This is a genomic window from uncultured Butyricimonas sp., assembly GCF_959596855.1.
Lineage (GTDB): Bacteria > Bacteroidota > Bacteroidia > Bacteroidales > Marinifilaceae > Butyricimonas > Butyricimonas muris.
This window is the reverse complement of record NZ_CAUFYA010000002.1, coordinates 143,785-158,874: the sequence shown is the minus strand read 5'-3', so window position 1 is coordinate 158,874 and position 15,090 is coordinate 143,785. Positions and strand designations below refer to the sequence as shown.

The 15,090-nt window shown below is 50.4% G+C and carries 12 protein-coding genes and 1 tRNA gene; 5 read left to right on the top strand and 8 right to left on the bottom strand.

Annotated elements, in window-relative coordinates:
* Nucleotides 1-482: 482 nt before the first annotated feature.
* Complete coding sequence (locus tag Q5866_RS01970) at nucleotides 483-1,010, bottom strand: GNAT family N-acetyltransferase (protein ID WP_303178436.1); 528 nt, start codon at nucleotides 1,008-1,010, stop codon at nucleotides 483-485.
* Between the two features lie 138 nt (nucleotides 1,011-1,148).
* Between Q5866_RS01970 and Q5866_RS01965 the strand changes: the two genes are divergently transcribed.
* On the top strand, nucleotides 1,149-1,730 hold the full coding sequence (locus Q5866_RS01965) for a DNA-3-methyladenine glycosylase I (RefSeq protein WP_186978569.1): 582 nt from the start codon (nucleotides 1,149-1,151) through the stop codon (nucleotides 1,728-1,730).
* Nucleotides 1,731-1,807: 77 nt separating this feature from the next.
* On the opposite strand, the gene Q5866_RS01960 is transcribed toward Q5866_RS01965, so the two are convergent.
* From Q5866_RS01960 to mtaB, 6 genes are all read right to left on the bottom strand, one after another.
* A tRNA-Ser gene (locus Q5866_RS01960) sits at nucleotides 1,808-1,892 on the bottom strand.
* Between the two features lie 42 nt (nucleotides 1,893-1,934).
* Nucleotides 1,935-3,272: a Na+/H+ antiporter NhaA gene (gene nhaA / locus Q5866_RS01955; RefSeq protein ID WP_303178432.1), complete on the bottom strand. Its 1,338-nt coding sequence runs from the start codon at nucleotides 3,270-3,272 to the stop codon at nucleotides 1,935-1,937.
* A 67-nt stretch (nucleotides 3,273-3,339) separates the two neighbouring features.
* The gene (locus tag Q5866_RS01950) at nucleotides 3,340-3,990 is read right to left on the bottom strand and encodes a hypothetical protein (protein ID WP_227215139.1); all 651 of its coding nucleotides are present in this window, start codon (nucleotides 3,988-3,990) and stop codon (nucleotides 3,340-3,342) included.
* A gap of 197 nt (nucleotides 3,991-4,187) precedes the next feature.
* Complete coding sequence (locus Q5866_RS01945; RefSeq protein ID WP_303178430.1) at nucleotides 4,188-5,054, bottom strand: EFR1 family ferrodoxin; 867 nt, start codon at nucleotides 5,052-5,054, stop codon at nucleotides 4,188-4,190.
* The gene (locus Q5866_RS01940; RefSeq protein ID WP_303178428.1) at nucleotides 5,027-6,046 is read right to left on the bottom strand and encodes an NAD-dependent epimerase/dehydratase family protein; all 1,020 of its coding nucleotides are present in this window, start codon (nucleotides 6,044-6,046) and stop codon (nucleotides 5,027-5,029) included. The genes Q5866_RS01945 and Q5866_RS01940 overlap by 28 nt, the downstream gene beginning before the upstream one ends.
* Nucleotides 6,047-6,059: 13 nt before the next feature.
* On the bottom strand, nucleotides 6,060-7,361 hold the full coding sequence (gene mtaB / locus Q5866_RS01935) for a tRNA (N(6)-L-threonylcarbamoyladenosine(37)-C(2))-methylthiotransferase MtaB (RefSeq protein ID WP_292268171.1): 1,302 nt from the start codon (nucleotides 7,359-7,361) through the stop codon (nucleotides 6,060-6,062).
* A 146-nt stretch (nucleotides 7,362-7,507) separates the two neighbouring features.
* On the opposite strand from mtaB, the gene lpxB reads away from it, so the two are divergent.
* Nucleotides 7,508-8,644, top strand: coding sequence for a lipid-A-disaccharide synthase (gene lpxB, locus Q5866_RS01930; protein WP_303178425.1), 1,137 nt, complete (start codon nucleotides 7,508-7,510; stop codon nucleotides 8,642-8,644).
* 93 nt (nucleotides 8,645-8,737) lie between these two features.
* Here lpxB and Q5866_RS01925 read toward each other — a convergent pair whose 3' ends face one another.
* The gene (locus tag Q5866_RS01925; RefSeq protein ID WP_303178423.1) at nucleotides 8,738-9,352 is read right to left on the bottom strand and encodes a WbqC family protein; all 615 of its coding nucleotides are present in this window, start codon (nucleotides 9,350-9,352) and stop codon (nucleotides 8,738-8,740) included.
* A 375-nt stretch (nucleotides 9,353-9,727) separates the two neighbouring features.
* Between Q5866_RS01925 and Q5866_RS01920 the strand changes: the two genes are divergently transcribed.
* From Q5866_RS01920 to Q5866_RS01910, 3 genes are all read left to right on the top strand, one after another.
* The gene (locus tag Q5866_RS01920) at nucleotides 9,728-11,710 is read left to right on the top strand and encodes an alpha-amylase family glycosyl hydrolase (RefSeq protein WP_303178422.1); all 1,983 of its coding nucleotides are present in this window, start codon (nucleotides 9,728-9,730) and stop codon (nucleotides 11,708-11,710) included.
* Nucleotides 11,711-11,795: 85 nt separating this feature from the next.
* Nucleotides 11,796-13,739: an amylo-alpha-1,6-glucosidase gene (locus Q5866_RS01915; protein ID WP_303178420.1), complete on the top strand. Its 1,944-nt coding sequence runs from the start codon at nucleotides 11,796-11,798 to the stop codon at nucleotides 13,737-13,739.
* Between the two features lie 35 nt (nucleotides 13,740-13,774).
* On the top strand, nucleotides 13,775-15,058 hold the full coding sequence (locus Q5866_RS01910) for a glycosyltransferase family 4 protein (RefSeq protein ID WP_099291986.1): 1,284 nt from the start codon (nucleotides 13,775-13,777) through the stop codon (nucleotides 15,056-15,058).
* Nucleotides 15,059-15,090: the final 32 nt, after the last annotated feature.

Below are 15,090 nucleotides of genomic sequence, written 5' to 3'. Positions count from 1 at the left end.
TGCTTCTCTGGCGTTTAAGACTGTATTCCAGCACCTCCTCTGTTTATAGAGGAGGTGGCTGCGAAGCAGACGGAGGAGTTTATTAATTTTAGATTTAGAGATTTTGGATTGAATGATTCCAGCCGCACGAGCAACGCTTTATTAAATCACCTAATCAAAGAACTTCCTCCCGGCTCGCCGTGTTATTTTGAAAAGAAATGAGGCGGTAGCACAGGTACCAATTTTGTGTTGGGATGAATATCAATTGGAGGGGTTGTGTGTGCCGCCCGCCTCTGGTGGTTGCAAACTTTATTGCCGTCTAAGTTTAATGATAAACACTATTCTCTTGTTTCTATTTTTAGTTGTGTAGTAAAAGTATAACCGAATACCCGATCTTCAAAATATAATCAACGAATAGGCTGATTTTATCGACGAATGGACGAATTTTGTCTTCGGCAAGTTATCGTTTTTTAGCGAGGCTGTAGTCCGACAGTTTTTCGCATTCAGTGTTTTTCCAATTGCAGTTTCATCATAATATCGGTTTGTTCGTCGTTACCCAACTTGAAAATATGTTTGTCGAACGCGACAAAGCCGTTTTTCTTGTAAAATTTTATGGCTCTCGGGTTCTCTTCCCAGACTCCCAGCCAGATATAATCGACGTTCATCTGCTTTGCCACTTGTATGGCTTTTTCGTAAAGTAGTTGCCCGACTTTTTTCCCGTGAAATTCCCGTAGCACGTAAATCCGTTCTATCTCCAGCGCCTTGCAGTCTTTCAGTTCCGTTTGGGACGCCCCGAAGTTCAGTTTCAAATAACCGATAATATGGTCGTCAACAGCCGCGAAGTAGAACTCCGAGTTCCGGTCATGAAGTTCTTCCGACAATTTTTCTGAAGAGAAGCTCTCTTGCAGGTATTTCTCCATGTCTTCGGCAGTATTTACCTCGGCAAATGTTTCGGAGAAAGTCTGCCTGCCGATTTCCTGTAACCGGTGGATATCACCGGAAGTCACTCTTTGAATACTTATATTTTCCATGTTTGCCTGACGTTGATTATTTACAAGTTTGAGGACAAAGGTAGGGAAATTACTCGCTATTCGGTAATTGTTTTTACTATCCGGTAAATATACGCTATATTTACCGGATAATTAAATTCGAAAACATGTAATATGATTATGCAAGATATAGTAAACGAACGCTGTGGCTGGTGCGGAACCGATGAGTTGTACGTGAAATACCATGACGAGGAATGGGGAAGGTTAGTAACCGATGACAAGAAGCTATTCGAGTTTCTTGTACTGGAGAGTGCCCAAGCCGGGTTGAGTTGGATAACCATTCTTCGGAAGCGGGAAGGATACCGTGAGGCTTTTTGTGATTTCGATGCCGGGCGGGTGGCACGAATGACTGATGAAGATGTCGAGCGGTTGATGCAGTTTGACGGCATCGTGAAAAACCGCCTGAAAATCAAATCGACAATCACCAACGCGAGATTGTTCCTCGCGTTGCAAAAGGAGTTCGGGAGTTTCTACGACTATACGCTCTCTTTCTTTCCCGACAGAAAACCAATTATCAATACCGTGCGGTCATTGAGTGATATCCCGGCGTCCTCTCCCGTGTCCGACGCGATGAGCAAGGATATGAAAAAGCGCGGCTTCAAATTCTTCGGAACGACGATTTGTTACGCCCACTTGCAGGCTTCGGGGTTTATCAACGACCACCTGACGGATTGCATTTGCCGGAAAAGATGTATGAATTAGAAAGGGTTCGAATCCCTTTAGATACAAAAAGAGAGTCAGTTTTCGTGTACTAACTCTCTTTCAGTGACTTGCTTTCGCGGAGAGGGAGGGATTCGAACCCCCGGTACCTCGCGGTACAACGGTTTTCAAGACCGCCGCAATCGACCACTCTGCCACCTCTCCAAATGCGGATGCAAATATAAAGACTTTATCGGGCTTTCAAAATTATTTTCGTGTTTTTTTATTCAGCGCGTATTTCAAGTAAAAGTAACCGCATACTCCCGCGAATAAAGAGGCACCGATGATCCCGATCTTGGCTTGATTGAGCAACATGGCTCCTTCGTCGCCTATGCCGGAATACGAGAGGTTGGCGATAAACAGTGAAACCGTGAAGCCGATACCCCCGAGCAGGGAGATGCCGAAAAGCGTGTGAGTGTTCATTTTGTCGGGCATCGTGAGCCATCCCGCCTTGATGCTGAGGTAGGTGAACGAGAAGATGCCGACCAGTTTGCCGACGACGAGCGATATGAAGATCGTTATCGACACGCCTTGCAGCGAGGCGAGCGTGAAGCCCTCGAACGAGATGCTGGCGTTGGCGAAAGCGAAAAGCGGCATCACGATGTAGTTGACGAGGAAGCGCAGGTCGTCGTCCATGGCTTGTAGCGGGCTGACCACTTTGTCGGACGCCGACTCGATACTTTTCAGTATGGATAATTCCGAGTTGCTGAGAATGATTTCGTTCGAGTCTTCGGGGAGGCGTTTGAGGCTCTCCCGGATGTTGTTGACGTATTTGTATATATGCAGTTTCGGGCGGGCGGGTACGGTGAACGCCACGATAACCCCCGCGATGGTGGGGTGTATCCCCGCGTTGATGAACAGGCACCAGACGACAATACCGAAAAAGATAAAAAACAACTTGTTGTGTATGCCTTGCCGTCCCCCGATGTAAAGGAGTGCCACCACCGCGGCGGCGGCGATAATGTAGTTCATCACGAGGTGGGAACTGTAGAACAGGGCAATGATGATGATACCCCCGATATCGTCCACCACGGCGAAAGCGGTCAGGAATATCTTGAGGCTGAGGGGGACTTTCTTACCCAACAGGGAAAGCACCCCGAGCGAGAACGCGATGTCGGTCGCCATAGGTATGGCGGCTCCCCGCATGGCAAGACCGGGTTGCCCGATGAGGCAGAACAGGAGAACGGGCATAATCATACCCCCGCAGGCTGCTACCACCGGGAGCAGGGCTTTGCGCGGGGTGGAAAGTTCGCCGACGAGTAGTTCCCGTTTGATTTCCAGTCCCACGGAGAAAAAGAAAATAGCCATGAGAGCATCGTTGATGAAGTCGAGTAACGTCATCGGATTGCCGTCATGGCGGTCAAAAAGGTTGAAATTCCCGATAGTGAGGGAAATGTTTTTCGACAAGAGGGAGGCATAATGCTCTTGCAGGGGGGAATTAGCGATAAGCATTGCCGCCACTGCCACGAATAGAAGAATAATACCCCCGTTAATCTTGGTTTGTATCAGTCTTCTAATGGAAAACTTGAAAGTTTCTTTGACCATTTTACATGCGGTTTATGAAATTTAATTCGTCGCGAATCTAATAAATAAAATTTAGAATTTAGAATTATCATGCTTTCACGTACCTGCTGTCCGAGAATGTCGTCCAGTCTGGCGAGCAGAAAAAGAGGTAGAGGTGGAGCGTCTCCGTCGACGGGTAGCCGAGGTCGGGCAGTTGGATTTGGGCGAAACGTTCGCCGCGGGTGACATCCGTCATGACGAGCAACGGTATGTCGGGGCGCGATTCGTAGAAATACCCCATCATCAGCAGGTCGTCCGGGTTTGACAAGCCGTATTCCCTGTCGGGATGTTCCCACGTGGGAAAGAGCAACAGGTCTTCGCGGTTTACCCGTGTTTCCCGCGGGGGCACGAGTTTGCCCTTGCAGAAAAAGAAATCGGGGAAGTAGTCCACACCTAGCAATTTCGCGTCAAGCACGGGGTAGTTAATCATCTTGAAGATATCGAGGCGGTTTTTGCGGAATAGCTTCGCGTAAGCGTCCCACGCTATGCACAGTATACCGTTGGTTCTGAAAAAGTTAATCGCGCAATCTGTTGCGATTTCGAGGGCTTCCCTCGATTCGATTTGTTTTTCCGTCGGCGGTTTTTTCGTTTTTTCCCGGGTACTTGGCATGGCGCATAGTTTCCCGTTGCGGTAGTAGAACGTGATTCCGTTTACCCGGTACTTGCGCGGTCGTTCGTTTGATTCGTCTTCTGTTTTCATGGTAGCCGATTTTAAGGTGTAACATATCCTCCCACGTTCCTCGACGACTTAAAATTAGTAAAAAATATTTACTTTATCAAGTATTTATCTGAATTTGCAGATAAGTTATAGATAAGTTACAGGTAAGTTGCAGATAAGTAAGCGTGGAGGAGTCGCCGAAGGCGACTCTCATAAATCCTTCAATCTAAAATCATAAATCATAAATCATAACTCCCCGAATAGAAAAGGCCGACCGCGGCTCTTCCCGGGTACGTTTCTTCCAGTTCGTGCTGGTGATAGAGGTATCCGGCGTCATCGTAATATTTGGCATCCCGGGGGCATTTCTTGATGCAGGCACCGCATTTGATACAGATACCCGTGATTTCTTTCACGTTGTCGGGGTTGATCGAGCCCATGGGGCAGACTTTGGCGCACAGTCCGCAGTCATTGCAGCGGTCGTTGGTAAGGGGTTTCACCTTGCGTATGTCTATCGGGTTGCCGTGACGGTCGCGGGGCGTGTAATACCCGCGATAGGGATAAGGGGTGCCGGGTATTTCGACGAGGGGCGGTTCCGCGGGGAGCGTGTTGCACGTGGCGGCAACGTGAAGCGCGAAGGCGGCGGCGGTGTCGAGGTCGCGCGTGTCGGGACGGTCTTTCGCGAGGACGCGGGAGAACGAGTGTTCCCCGACAAAAGCGGCGGCGGCGACGGGGTTGAGCCCGCCGCGGGCGAGGATGTCCCGAAGTTCGACGAGGGCATCGTCGTAATTCCGGTTTCCGAACACGGTGACGGGTACTGCCAAAGCCCCGTTACCTGCTATGGTGGCGAGGTAGGGGAGTAGCACGTTGGGTACTCGTCCGGCATAGACGGGGGTACCGAAAACGACGAGTTCGTCGTCGGCGAAGGTCAACGGGGCGGTTCTCGCCTCGGGCAAGGTGAAATCATACTCGCCGCGAGTGGCGTTCAACGCCCGCGCGATGTGCTTTGCCACGGTGGCGACCACTTTCCGCGTGGTTCCCGTCGGGCTGAAGTAGACCGCCCGCACTCGTTTTATCGTTCTCATTTCTTGTAGTATTCTTTGAACCATCGCGCGAAGCGGGCGATACCCGTTTCCAGCGAGGTGTAGGGCGTGTAATCGTAGTCTTCTTTCAACCGGGTGGTGTCCGCCCATGTCCGGTAGACGTCACCCGCCTGCATCCCCACGAATTCTTTGCGGGCAACGCGTCCCATGTTTTCTTCCAGCAGGTGGACGAAATCCATGAGTTGCACGGGGGAGCCGTGCCCTATGTTATATATGGTAGCGGGTACGCCGGGTACATCTTCCCGAATTACGCCGGGAGTGGTGACGATTTTCTCGATTCCCGTGACGATATCGTCGATATAGGTGAAGTCGCGCGACAGGTCGCCGTTGTTAAAGACGCGTATGGTTTCGTCGTTCCGTATGGCGTTGGCGAAGAGCATGGGCGCCATGTCCGGGCGACCGAACGGCCCGTATACCGTGAAGAAGCGCAGCCCGATGGTTTGCAGCTTGTAGAGATGCGCGTAGGTGAACGCCATCAGTTCGTTGCCCTTCTTCGTGGCGGCATAGATGCTGATAGGGTGGTCTACGTTGTCCGTTTCCTTGAAGGGTACGGATGGGTTGTTCCCGTACACGGACGATGACGAGGCGTATATGAATTTCTTGCAGTTCGTTTTTTTGCTCGCTTCCAGCAGGTTGAGGAAGCCTACCACGTTACTCTGCACGTAACTCTCCGGGTTCGTCAGGCTGTAGCGCACGCCTGCCTGCGCCGCGAGGTTCACCACGGCGTCGAAGTGGCGGGTTTCCATCAGCCGGTTCACGGCTTCCGCGTCGCAGAGGTCTATCTGGCAAAAGGTGTAAGCGGGGTATCGCGCGGACACGATTTCTTTTTTCGGTTCGGGATGGTCTATCCCGCACTCGTGCAGGCGGTCGAGTTTGAGTGATACGTCGTAATAATGGTTGATAGAGTCGATACCATACACGGTATGTCCCGATGCCAGTAGTTTCCGCACTAGGTAGAAACCGATGAAACCCGCTGTTCCCGTTACTAGGATATTCATGTTGCTTGTCGTTTTAGTTTATTGTTCCGTTCATGTTGTCGTTCGCGTTTATCGTGCCTAACTTGACGGGCACGATGCGGTTAGCCAGTGTCCGGTCGTAAGGCAGTTCCACCCGGATGTAGTTATCCGTGAATCCGCATATAGACCCGTCCGTTTCGCTGTCCTCGAACAGCACGGGACGCGTTTCGTTCTCGTGTGCCGTGTAGAACGAGCGCAGTTTCTGTTCGGATATGTCGAGCAGGACGTTTACCCGGCGGTGTTTTTCCGCTTGCGACACGATATACGGGATTTCGAGTGCTTTGGTTCCGGCGCGTTCCGAGTAAGGGAACACGTGCAGTTGCGACACGTCGAGTCCCGCGATAAATTCCCGCGCATCCTCGAATGCCTCGGGCGTTTCTCCCCGCGCTCCCGCTATCACGTCCACGCCGATGAAGGCGTCGGGGCGAAGGGTTTTGATTTCCCGTACCTTGGCGGCGAACAGTTCACGGTCGTAGCGGCGCTTCATGAGGTGCAACACTTCGTTGCTGCCCGATTGCAGCGGCACGTGGAAGTGCGGCATAAAACGGTGCGACGATGCCACGAAGCGGATGATTTCGTCCGTCAACAGGTTCGGCTCGATGGACGATACCCGGAAACGCTCGACTTCTTCCACCTCGTCCAAGGCTTGCAGGAGCTGGAAGAAGGTTTCGCCCGTGCCCCGCCCGAAGTCGCCCGTGTTCACGCCCGTGAGGATAATTTCCCGTATGCCTCGCGCGGCGGCATCCCGTGCAGCATCGAGTACGGCGCGGATGGTGGCGCTGCGGCTTCGCCCGCGAGCGAAAGGAATGGTGCAATAGGTGCAGAAATAGTCGCAACCGTCCTGTATCTTGAGGAAGCTGCGGGTGCGGTCGCCATAGGAGTAAGCGAGGTCGAAGTTGCCCACTTTAAAGATGTCGCACGAGTGCGGTTCTTGTTTTTCCTGTTCTTCGAGATGGGTGAGGTAATGTGCCACGTTGAATTTGTCCCGTGCGCCGAGCACGAGGTTCACTCCCTCGATAGCCATGATTTCCCGTGCCCGCAACTGCGCGTAGCATCCTACCACGACTATGTAGGCGCCGGGGTTCCGGTGCACGATTTTCCGTATCAGTTGCCGTCCCTTTTTCTCCGCTATGTCGGTGACGCTGCACGTGTTGATGACGAAGATGTCCGCTCCCTCTTTTTCTCCCGCGGTCACCGCTCCCGCCTGTTCGAGGCTGTGCTTAATCGTGGAGGTTTCCGAGAAATTCAGTTTGCATCCTAAAGTGACGTACGCCACTCTCTTCCCTGCTATATTCATGCGTGATTGTTTTTTACATCTTAGGGGGCAAAGATACGATATGCAATTGAAAATTGAAAGTTGAAAATTGAAAATGACGAGGTGGGACGGTTTTGCGCGATGATGAAATAATTTGTAACTTGCCGCGTCAATAATATTTGGAAGAGATGAGATATTACGTTATAGCCGGGGAGGCATCGGGTGATTTGCACGCCTCGAATTTGATCAAGGGATTAAGACACCATGACTCTGCCGCCGAGGTGCGCGGGTGGGGTGGGGATTTGATGCGTGCCGCCGGGTGTGACATCGTGCGTCATTACAAGGATACCGCTATCATGGGGTTTCTTACCGTGTTGAAGAATCTCGACAAGATTAAGGCGAATATCGACGAGTGTCGCCGGGATATTCTCGCGTGGCGACCGGATGTCGTGATTCTCGTCGATTACGGTGGCTTTAACTTGCGCGTGGCGAAGTTTATCAAGGAGGCGGGTATCCCTGTCTATTATTATATATCGCCGAAGATATGGGCGTGGAACACAGGACGGGTGAAGAAGATCAAACGCTTGGTCGATCGGATGTTCGTGATTTTCCCTTTCGAGGTGGATTTCTACGCCCGGTACGGTTACTCGGTTTATTACGCGGGCAACCCGCTGGTGGATGCTATCCACGATCGGGATCACAAGAATGAATCATTCGAGGAGTTTACCCGCGTGAACGGGTTGTCGGGCAAACCGATTATCGCTCTCGTGGCGGGTAGCCGTGCGCAGGAGTTGAAGCACGTGCTGCCGAAGATGTTGCTGATGATGCCTCATTTCCCCGACCACGAGTTCGTGATTGCGGGGGCGCCCTCGATGATGGATGCCGATTACGCTCCTTATATTCAAGGGAAGAACGTGCGGATTGTTTACGGGCAGACTTATCGCCTCGTGAAGCAAGCCCGTGCCGCGCTGGTCACGTCCGGCACGGCGACGCTGGAAACCGCTATCCTCGGAACCCCGCAAGTGGTTTGTTATAGCGGGGAAGGTGGTGCTCTCAGTTATTTCCTGTTCAAGACTTTCGTGAAAGTGAAATATATCTCTCTCGTGAACCTGATCGCGGGGAGGGAGGTGGTGCCCGAGTTGCTTATGCAAAAGCTGAACGAACGCAATATCCTGCGGGAGCTTTCCGCTATCCTGCCCGACGGGGAAAACCGCGAGCGGATGTTGTCCGGTTATCGTGAAGTGAACGGACGGTTGGGAGAACCCGGTGCGTCGGAGCGGTTCGCGGAGATGATGATAAAGGAACTTACTAATTTTAGATTTTAGATTTTAGATTTTAGATTGAGTGATTGAAAAGATTCCCGAAGCAACTTGTAACTTGCCGTAGGCAAATGCAACCTTTAATTCGCTTTCAGCGAATTAAAGATACCCCCCCGTTTCTGGCCCCATGTTAAAAAGCAGGTCTATGATACTGAGATTGGGGGTAAATGGGAAACGCTCGGCAAAGGTCTGGTGGTATGGTTTGGGCGTGAAAGGGCGTTCTGCGCGGCGGCGGGATGGTTTGGGGTGGATGACATCACGAAGGTCGTCGTGGTTCGCGGGGATGGGGTAATAATCTTCCGTGAACGCGAGGGGGCGGTTAAGACCGATGTTTTCCATGAGCTCGCGTAATATTTTCGTGTTGAGGTCGAGAAGGTATTTTTCTTTTCGCTCGAAGAAGGGAAGAAGGTTGTCAATATAATAGTCGTAATAAGGCGAATTTTTGTAGGCGGATTCGATGCCCTTGAAGTGGAGTTTCTGCCAGTTGGTGGAATAGTCAACGAGTACGTCTTTCGTGAGAATCTTGAGGGAAGCCCCTTTCACGACAGGAACGGAGAGGGTCATGACGCCGTTGGCGGTCATGATGTCGCAACGGTTACGATAACTTTGTTTCCCGTAACTCTCGTGTTGTTCGACGAGTATTTCCGAACAGTTCTTGATCTCCGAGAAGTATTGAATCGGGGGAAAATAGGCGGTGTTGACGAGTATATTCATATATTTTTGTTCATTTACGATTTATGATTTCTTGATTTATGATTGAAAAATCAAACGTGTCGGCTTTGTGGCTTTTTTAGCGTGGCAAAGATAAGAATTTTTCATTTGAACGGAAATCTGTAATATTTTCTCTTTTTTGACAAATATATACCTAAAAAGTATGGAATGTGGTTCAATTGTTGTATATTGTAAGGCGAAAAGAATATTGTCCCGGTTCGGTGGGGGACTTCACGGGTTGGCAAGAAAGGAGGATAATTTTTTACCCGTGAATAGAACAAAAGCCATGATTCCACGTAAATTAATGGTAACCGTTTTCTAACCGGATTGTAACATTAAAGCGGTTGATTTGAAAAGTAATTGATTAAAAAAAGATATATGATGCTAAAACTCGTGGAACAAGATAAATTATTACGGCCGTACGAGGGGATTATCGAGCGGAGGCACCGTCAGGTGCTGGATATGGAGCGGGAATTCACGTACAGGACTACACGGTTGGCTGATTCGTGTAACTCTTATTTATATTACGGGTTACACCGGACGGCGAGCGAATGGGTGTTCCGGGAATGGGCACCGAACGCCACGGCGATTTATTTCCTCGGGGAGTTTAATGATTGGCGTAAGCATCCCGATTACGCGCTTACCAAAGCGGGCAGCGGGAATTGGGAAATTCGTCTTCCGGCGGATGTATTGGCTCACGAGATGCTGTATCGTCTACTGGTGGAATGGGACGGCGGGAGCGGCGAACGTCTGCCTTCACACGTCAGACGGGTGGTACAGGACGAATACACGAAAGTGTACAGCGCGCAGGTATGGGAGCCGCTGCATCCCTATTTGATGCACAATGAGCGACCGCCTCGCGCGGAGAATCCCCTGATTTACGAGGCGCATATCGGTATGGCGACGGAGCACCGGAGGGTGGCGACATTCACGGAATTTCGTTTGTTCGTGTTGCCCCGGATCGTGGACTTGGGGTATAACACGATACAATTGATGGCGATACAGGAACACCCGTATTACGGTTCGTTCGGTTATCAAGTGGCTAATTTCTTCGCCGTGAGTTCCCGTTTCGGGACTCCGGAAGAGTTGAGAGCCTTGATTGACGCGGCACACGGTATGGGGATTCGGGTGATCATGGATATCGTGCATTCCCACGCGGTGAACAACGAGGAGGAGGGATTAAGTCGTTTTGACGGTACGGAAGACCAGTATTTCTATCCCGGCGCGAGGGGACACCACCCGTTGTGGGATTCGCGTTGTTTTGATTACGGGAAACATGAAGTGTTGAATTTCCTGTTGTCGAATTGTAAATACTGGTTGGAGGAGTTTCACTTTGACGGTTTCCGTTTTGACGGGATCACGAGTATGCTCTACTGGGATCACGGTATCGAACGGAGTTTCACGGAATACTCGATGTATTACGACGGGAACGAGGACGAGAACGCGATCACTTATCTGGCTTTGGCAAACCGGGTGATTCATCAAGTATTGCCCGATGCGATTTCCATAGCCGAAGACGTGAGCGGTATGCCCGGCGTGGCTTCCCCGATAGAGGACGGGGGGATGGGCTTCGATTACCGGATGAACATGGGTACGCCGGATTACTGGATTAAATTGCTGAAAGAGAAACGGGACGAGGAGTGGCACGTGGGCGATCTGTTCTACGAGTTGACGAACAAGCGGGATGAGGAACACACGATTAGTTACGCCGAGAGTCACGATCAAGCGTTGGTGGGTGACAAGACGATCTTTTTCCGGCTGGTGGATAAGGCCGTTTACACTTCGATGAGTGTGTTTGACTCGAATGTCATTGTAGACCGGGGCATGGCGCTTCACAAGATGATCCGACTGGTGACGATAGGCACGGCGGCGGACGGTTATCTGAATTTCATGGGTAACGAGTGGGGGCATCCGGAATGGATAGATTTCCCGCGGGAGGGCAATGGTTGGAGCTACGAGCATGCCCGGAGGTTGTGGAGTTTGGTTGACGACGAGAACCTGCGTTTCCGTTTCCTCAACGTTTTCGATAAAGCCATGTTGCAGGCTGTAACGGATAACCGCGTGTTCGATTGGCGTCCGGAACCGCTGGTTCGGGATAACGAGCGGCAGATATTGATCTTTACGCGGGGGGACGTGATGTTCGTGTTTAACTTCAACCCGGAGAAGTCTTTCCCGGATTACAAGTTTGACGCGCCTTCCGGTAAGTTTACCTACATTCTGGACACGGATGACAAGGCATTTGACGGGGCGGGACGAATAAACCACGGGACGGAACATTTCACCCGTTACGTGTCACCCGGTCGGGGACAGTTAAGTTTATATATACCCGCGAGAACGGGGATGATCTTACGACGATCATAGAATAATTTATGATTTATGATTGACGATTTACGATTAATGAAATCTGCAATTATAAATCTAAAATCATTAAATCTAAAATTGAAACATGAGTTATTTGAATTTCAACAAAGAAGAATTGGTTAACTTGGAATATTCCTTAAAAAGAGAGGTACTTTCGACCAATAGGGCCGGGGGATATTTTTCGACGACCATAGTCTGTTGTAACACGAGGAAGTATCACGGGTTACTGGTAGTGCCGATCAAGGAGTTCGGCGGGGAGAACCACGTGTTGTTGTCCTCGTTGGACGAAACGATAGTTCAGCACGGCAAGGAATTTAACTTGGGTATACACAAATACCCCGGGATATACGAGCCTCGCGGGCATAAATATATCGTGGATCTGGAATATGATCCGCTGTTTACATTGACGTATCGGGTAGGAGGTGTCGTGTTGAAAAAAGAAATCTTGATGGTGCACAATGAGGCACAGTTATTGATACGTTATACATTGGAAGACGCTCATTCTGATACGTTTCTGCGTTTGAAGCCGTTTCTTGCCTATCGCAACGCGCACGCGTTGAGCCGGGCGAATATGATGGCAAACACGAAGTACGAGACGGTTGAAAACGGTATCCGTTCGAAGCTCTACGTCGGGTTTCCGGCGTTGAATATGCAGTTGAGCAAGGCGAACGAGTTCGTGGCGGTACCCGACTGGTATTATAATATAGAATACTTGGAGGAGAAGGCACGCGGGTATGATTACAAGGAAGATTTGTTCGTGCCGGGATACTTGGAAGTGCCGATCAAGAAAGGAGAGAGTATCATTTTCTCCGCTTCGACGGAGGAAGTAAAAACCGGCGGTTTGAAACGTAAGTTCCAACAATTGGAGGAAAAACGGAAACACCGTGACGATTGCGAGAGTTGCCTGACCTATTCCGCCTCACAGTTTATCGTGCATGACGGTAAAGACACGGAGGTGGTGGCGGGTTACCCGTGGTTCGGGCGATGGGGACGTGACACGTTTATAGCCTTGCCCGGTTTGACGTTGGCTGCTTGCGGCAACTTGAAGGAGTGTAAAGAAGTGCTCGACACGATGTCGCGGCAGTTACACAACGGCTTGTTCCCGAATATCGGTAAGGGGGATAAAGCTGCATATAACTCGATAGATGCCCCGATGTGGTACTTCTGGGCAGTGCAACAGTATGACGAGGCTCTGAACGAACCGGGAGTGATATGGAAGACCTACGGGAGCAAGATGAAAGCGATTCTGGCGGCGTTCCGGGACGGTATTAACCCCGGGTTGCACATGGACGGTAACGGTCTGATTTGGGCGTCGCAGCCCGGCAAAGCGTTGACGTGGATGGACGCCGTGGTAAAAGGTGTGCCCGTGACAGCCAGAGCCGGGTATGCCGTTGAGATCAACGCATTATGGTACAATGCCGTTTGCTACTCGTTAAAGTTGGCAGAAGAGGCAAAAGACAAGAAATTTGTTGAAGAATGGAAAGATATGCCGGAGTTGATACGGAAGTCGTTCGTGGAAACTTTCTGGAACGAGGAAAAGGGGTATCTGGCGGATTACGCGGACGAGCGGGGACAGAATCTGTGGGTAAGACCCAATCAGGTATTCGCTTGTTCTTTAGCTTATTCCCCGATTACCGACGACATGAAAGAAAGCGTGTTGAGGGTGATTACTAAAGAATTGTTGACTCCCAAGGGACTCCGTACCTTATCACCCAAGGACCCGAATTATCACGGGCATTACGAGGGCGACCAGAATCACCGGGACGAAGCGTATCATCAAGGTACGGTATGGCCTTGGCTGATCGGGGCGTATATAGAAGCGAATTTGAAGTTGTACGGGAAACAGTTTTTACCCGAGGCGAAGGAGTTGTTGGACGGATTCGAGGATGATATGACGCTTTACGGGGTATGTTCGATTGCCGAAGTGTATGACGGTGATCCTCCACATCACCCGAACGGAAGCATATCTCAAGCTTGGAGTGTGGGAGAAGTCTTGAGAAGCATGGAATTAATTAGAAAATATGAATAAATCATTCATGTTGCCACACATATAAATTATATAATATGAAAGTATTGATGTTTGGGTGGGAGTTTCCACCACATATTGCAGGGGGCTTGGGAACGGCCAGTTACGGCTTGACGAAGGGATTGGCTAAACATGGAGTCAAAATCATGTTCGTTATGCCTAAGGCCGGGGGTGATGAAGACCAAAGTGTTGCAAAGATCATTAATGCGAGTGATGTAGAAATGATGAGCGAGTATTCTACATTGGACGAATACTGGCAGAACGTGAACTTTATGGAGATCGGTTCCAATCTGGTGCCTTATCTCGATCCGGAAACTTTCGAGAGGACGGTGACAGAAGCGGTGAAGACCGGGGAGCACGGGGAACATATCACTTTCCGTAACAAGTTTCAGTTCTCCGGTAAATACGGGGCGAATCTGATGGAGGAGGTTGCACGCTACGCCATGGTGGCTGGGACGATAGCGGCGCAACAGGATTTTGATATTATACATGCGCACGACTGGCTGACGTATGCTGCCGGGATTGTGGCAAAGAAGGTTTCGGGCAAACCGCTGGTGATTCACGTGCACGCCACGGAGTATGATCGGAGCGGGGAGCACGTGAACCAACAGGTGTATGATATCGAACGGCGGGGAATGGAGGTCGCCGACCGGGTGATTACCGTGAGTAACTTGACGCGTAATATCGTGATTAATCGTTACGGTATTGATCCCGACAAGGTGGTGACCGTTCATAACGCCGTGGATTTTCAAACACGCGAGGACATGGAAGTTGAACGGGGCGTGAAAGAGAAGGTGGTTACGTTTTTGGGACGGATCACTTTCCAGAAAGGTCCCGAGTATTTTATAGAAGCAGCGTACAAAGTCTTGAAACGTTATCCTAACGTGCGTTTCGTTATGGCGGGAAGCGGTGACCTGTTCAACCGGTCTATCCGTCGGGTGGCACAGTTGAAGATAGCGACAAAGTTCCATTTCACCGGATTCTTGCGGGGGGACGACGTGCAGAAGATGTTCTCGTACAGCGATGTGTACGTGATGCCTTCTGTTTCCGAACCTTTCGGTATCTCTCCGCTGGAGGCAATGAGGGCGGGTGTACCCACTATCATTTCCAAACAATCCGGGGTGGCAGAGGTTTTGAAGCATTCTATTAAAGTTGATTATTGGGATGTGGATGCGTTGGCGGACGCCATGTACGCTTTGCTGTCTTACCCTGCACTGGGTAAAATGGCGGGTGAACAAGGATTGGAGGAAGTCAATCAGTTGAAATGGGAAAATGCCGCTTTAAAAGTAAAAGAGGTGTACGAAAACGTGTTAGGAATTTAAATTAAGTAATAAAAATAGACGGTTGAAAAGGA

What these genes read in the sequence shown, in the direction of transcription:
- Q5866_RS01970 (WP_303178436.1), bottom strand. Translation starts at nt 1,010, where the DNA reads ATGGAAAATATAAGTATTCAAAGAGTGACTTCCGGTGATATCCACCGG.
- Q5866_RS01965 (WP_186978569.1), top strand. Translation starts at nt 1,149, where the DNA reads ATGCAAGATATAGTAAACGAACGCTGTGGCTGGTGCGGAACCGATGAG.
- nhaA (WP_303178432.1), bottom strand. Translation starts at nt 3,272, where the DNA reads ATGGTCAAAGAAACTTTCAAGTTTTCCATTAGAAGACTGATACAAACC.
- Q5866_RS01950 (WP_227215139.1), bottom strand. Translation starts at nt 3,990, where the DNA reads ATGAAAACAGAAGACGAATCAAACGAACGACCGCGCAAGTACCGGGTA.
- Q5866_RS01945 (WP_303178430.1), bottom strand. Translation starts at nt 5,054, where the DNA reads ATGGTTCAAAGAATACTACAAGAAATGAGAACGATAAAACGAGTGCGG.
- Q5866_RS01940 (WP_303178428.1), bottom strand. Translation starts at nt 6,046, where the DNA reads ATGAATATCCTAGTAACGGGAACAGCGGGTTTCATCGGTTTCTACCTA.
- mtaB (WP_292268171.1), bottom strand. Translation starts at nt 7,361, where the DNA reads ATGAATATAGCAGGGAAGAGAGTGGCGTACGTCACTTTAGGATGCAAA.
- lpxB (WP_303178425.1), top strand. Translation starts at nt 7,508, where the DNA reads ATGAGATATTACGTTATAGCCGGGGAGGCATCGGGTGATTTGCACGCC.
- Q5866_RS01925 (WP_303178423.1), bottom strand. Translation starts at nt 9,352, where the DNA reads ATGAATATACTCGTCAACACCGCCTATTTTCCCCCGATTCAATACTTC.
- Q5866_RS01920 (WP_303178422.1), top strand. Translation starts at nt 9,728, where the DNA reads ATGATGCTAAAACTCGTGGAACAAGATAAATTATTACGGCCGTACGAG.
- Q5866_RS01915 (WP_303178420.1), top strand. Translation starts at nt 11,796, where the DNA reads ATGAGTTATTTGAATTTCAACAAAGAAGAATTGGTTAACTTGGAATAT.
- Q5866_RS01910 (WP_099291986.1), top strand. Translation starts at nt 13,775, where the DNA reads ATGAAAGTATTGATGTTTGGGTGGGAGTTTCCACCACATATTGCAGGG.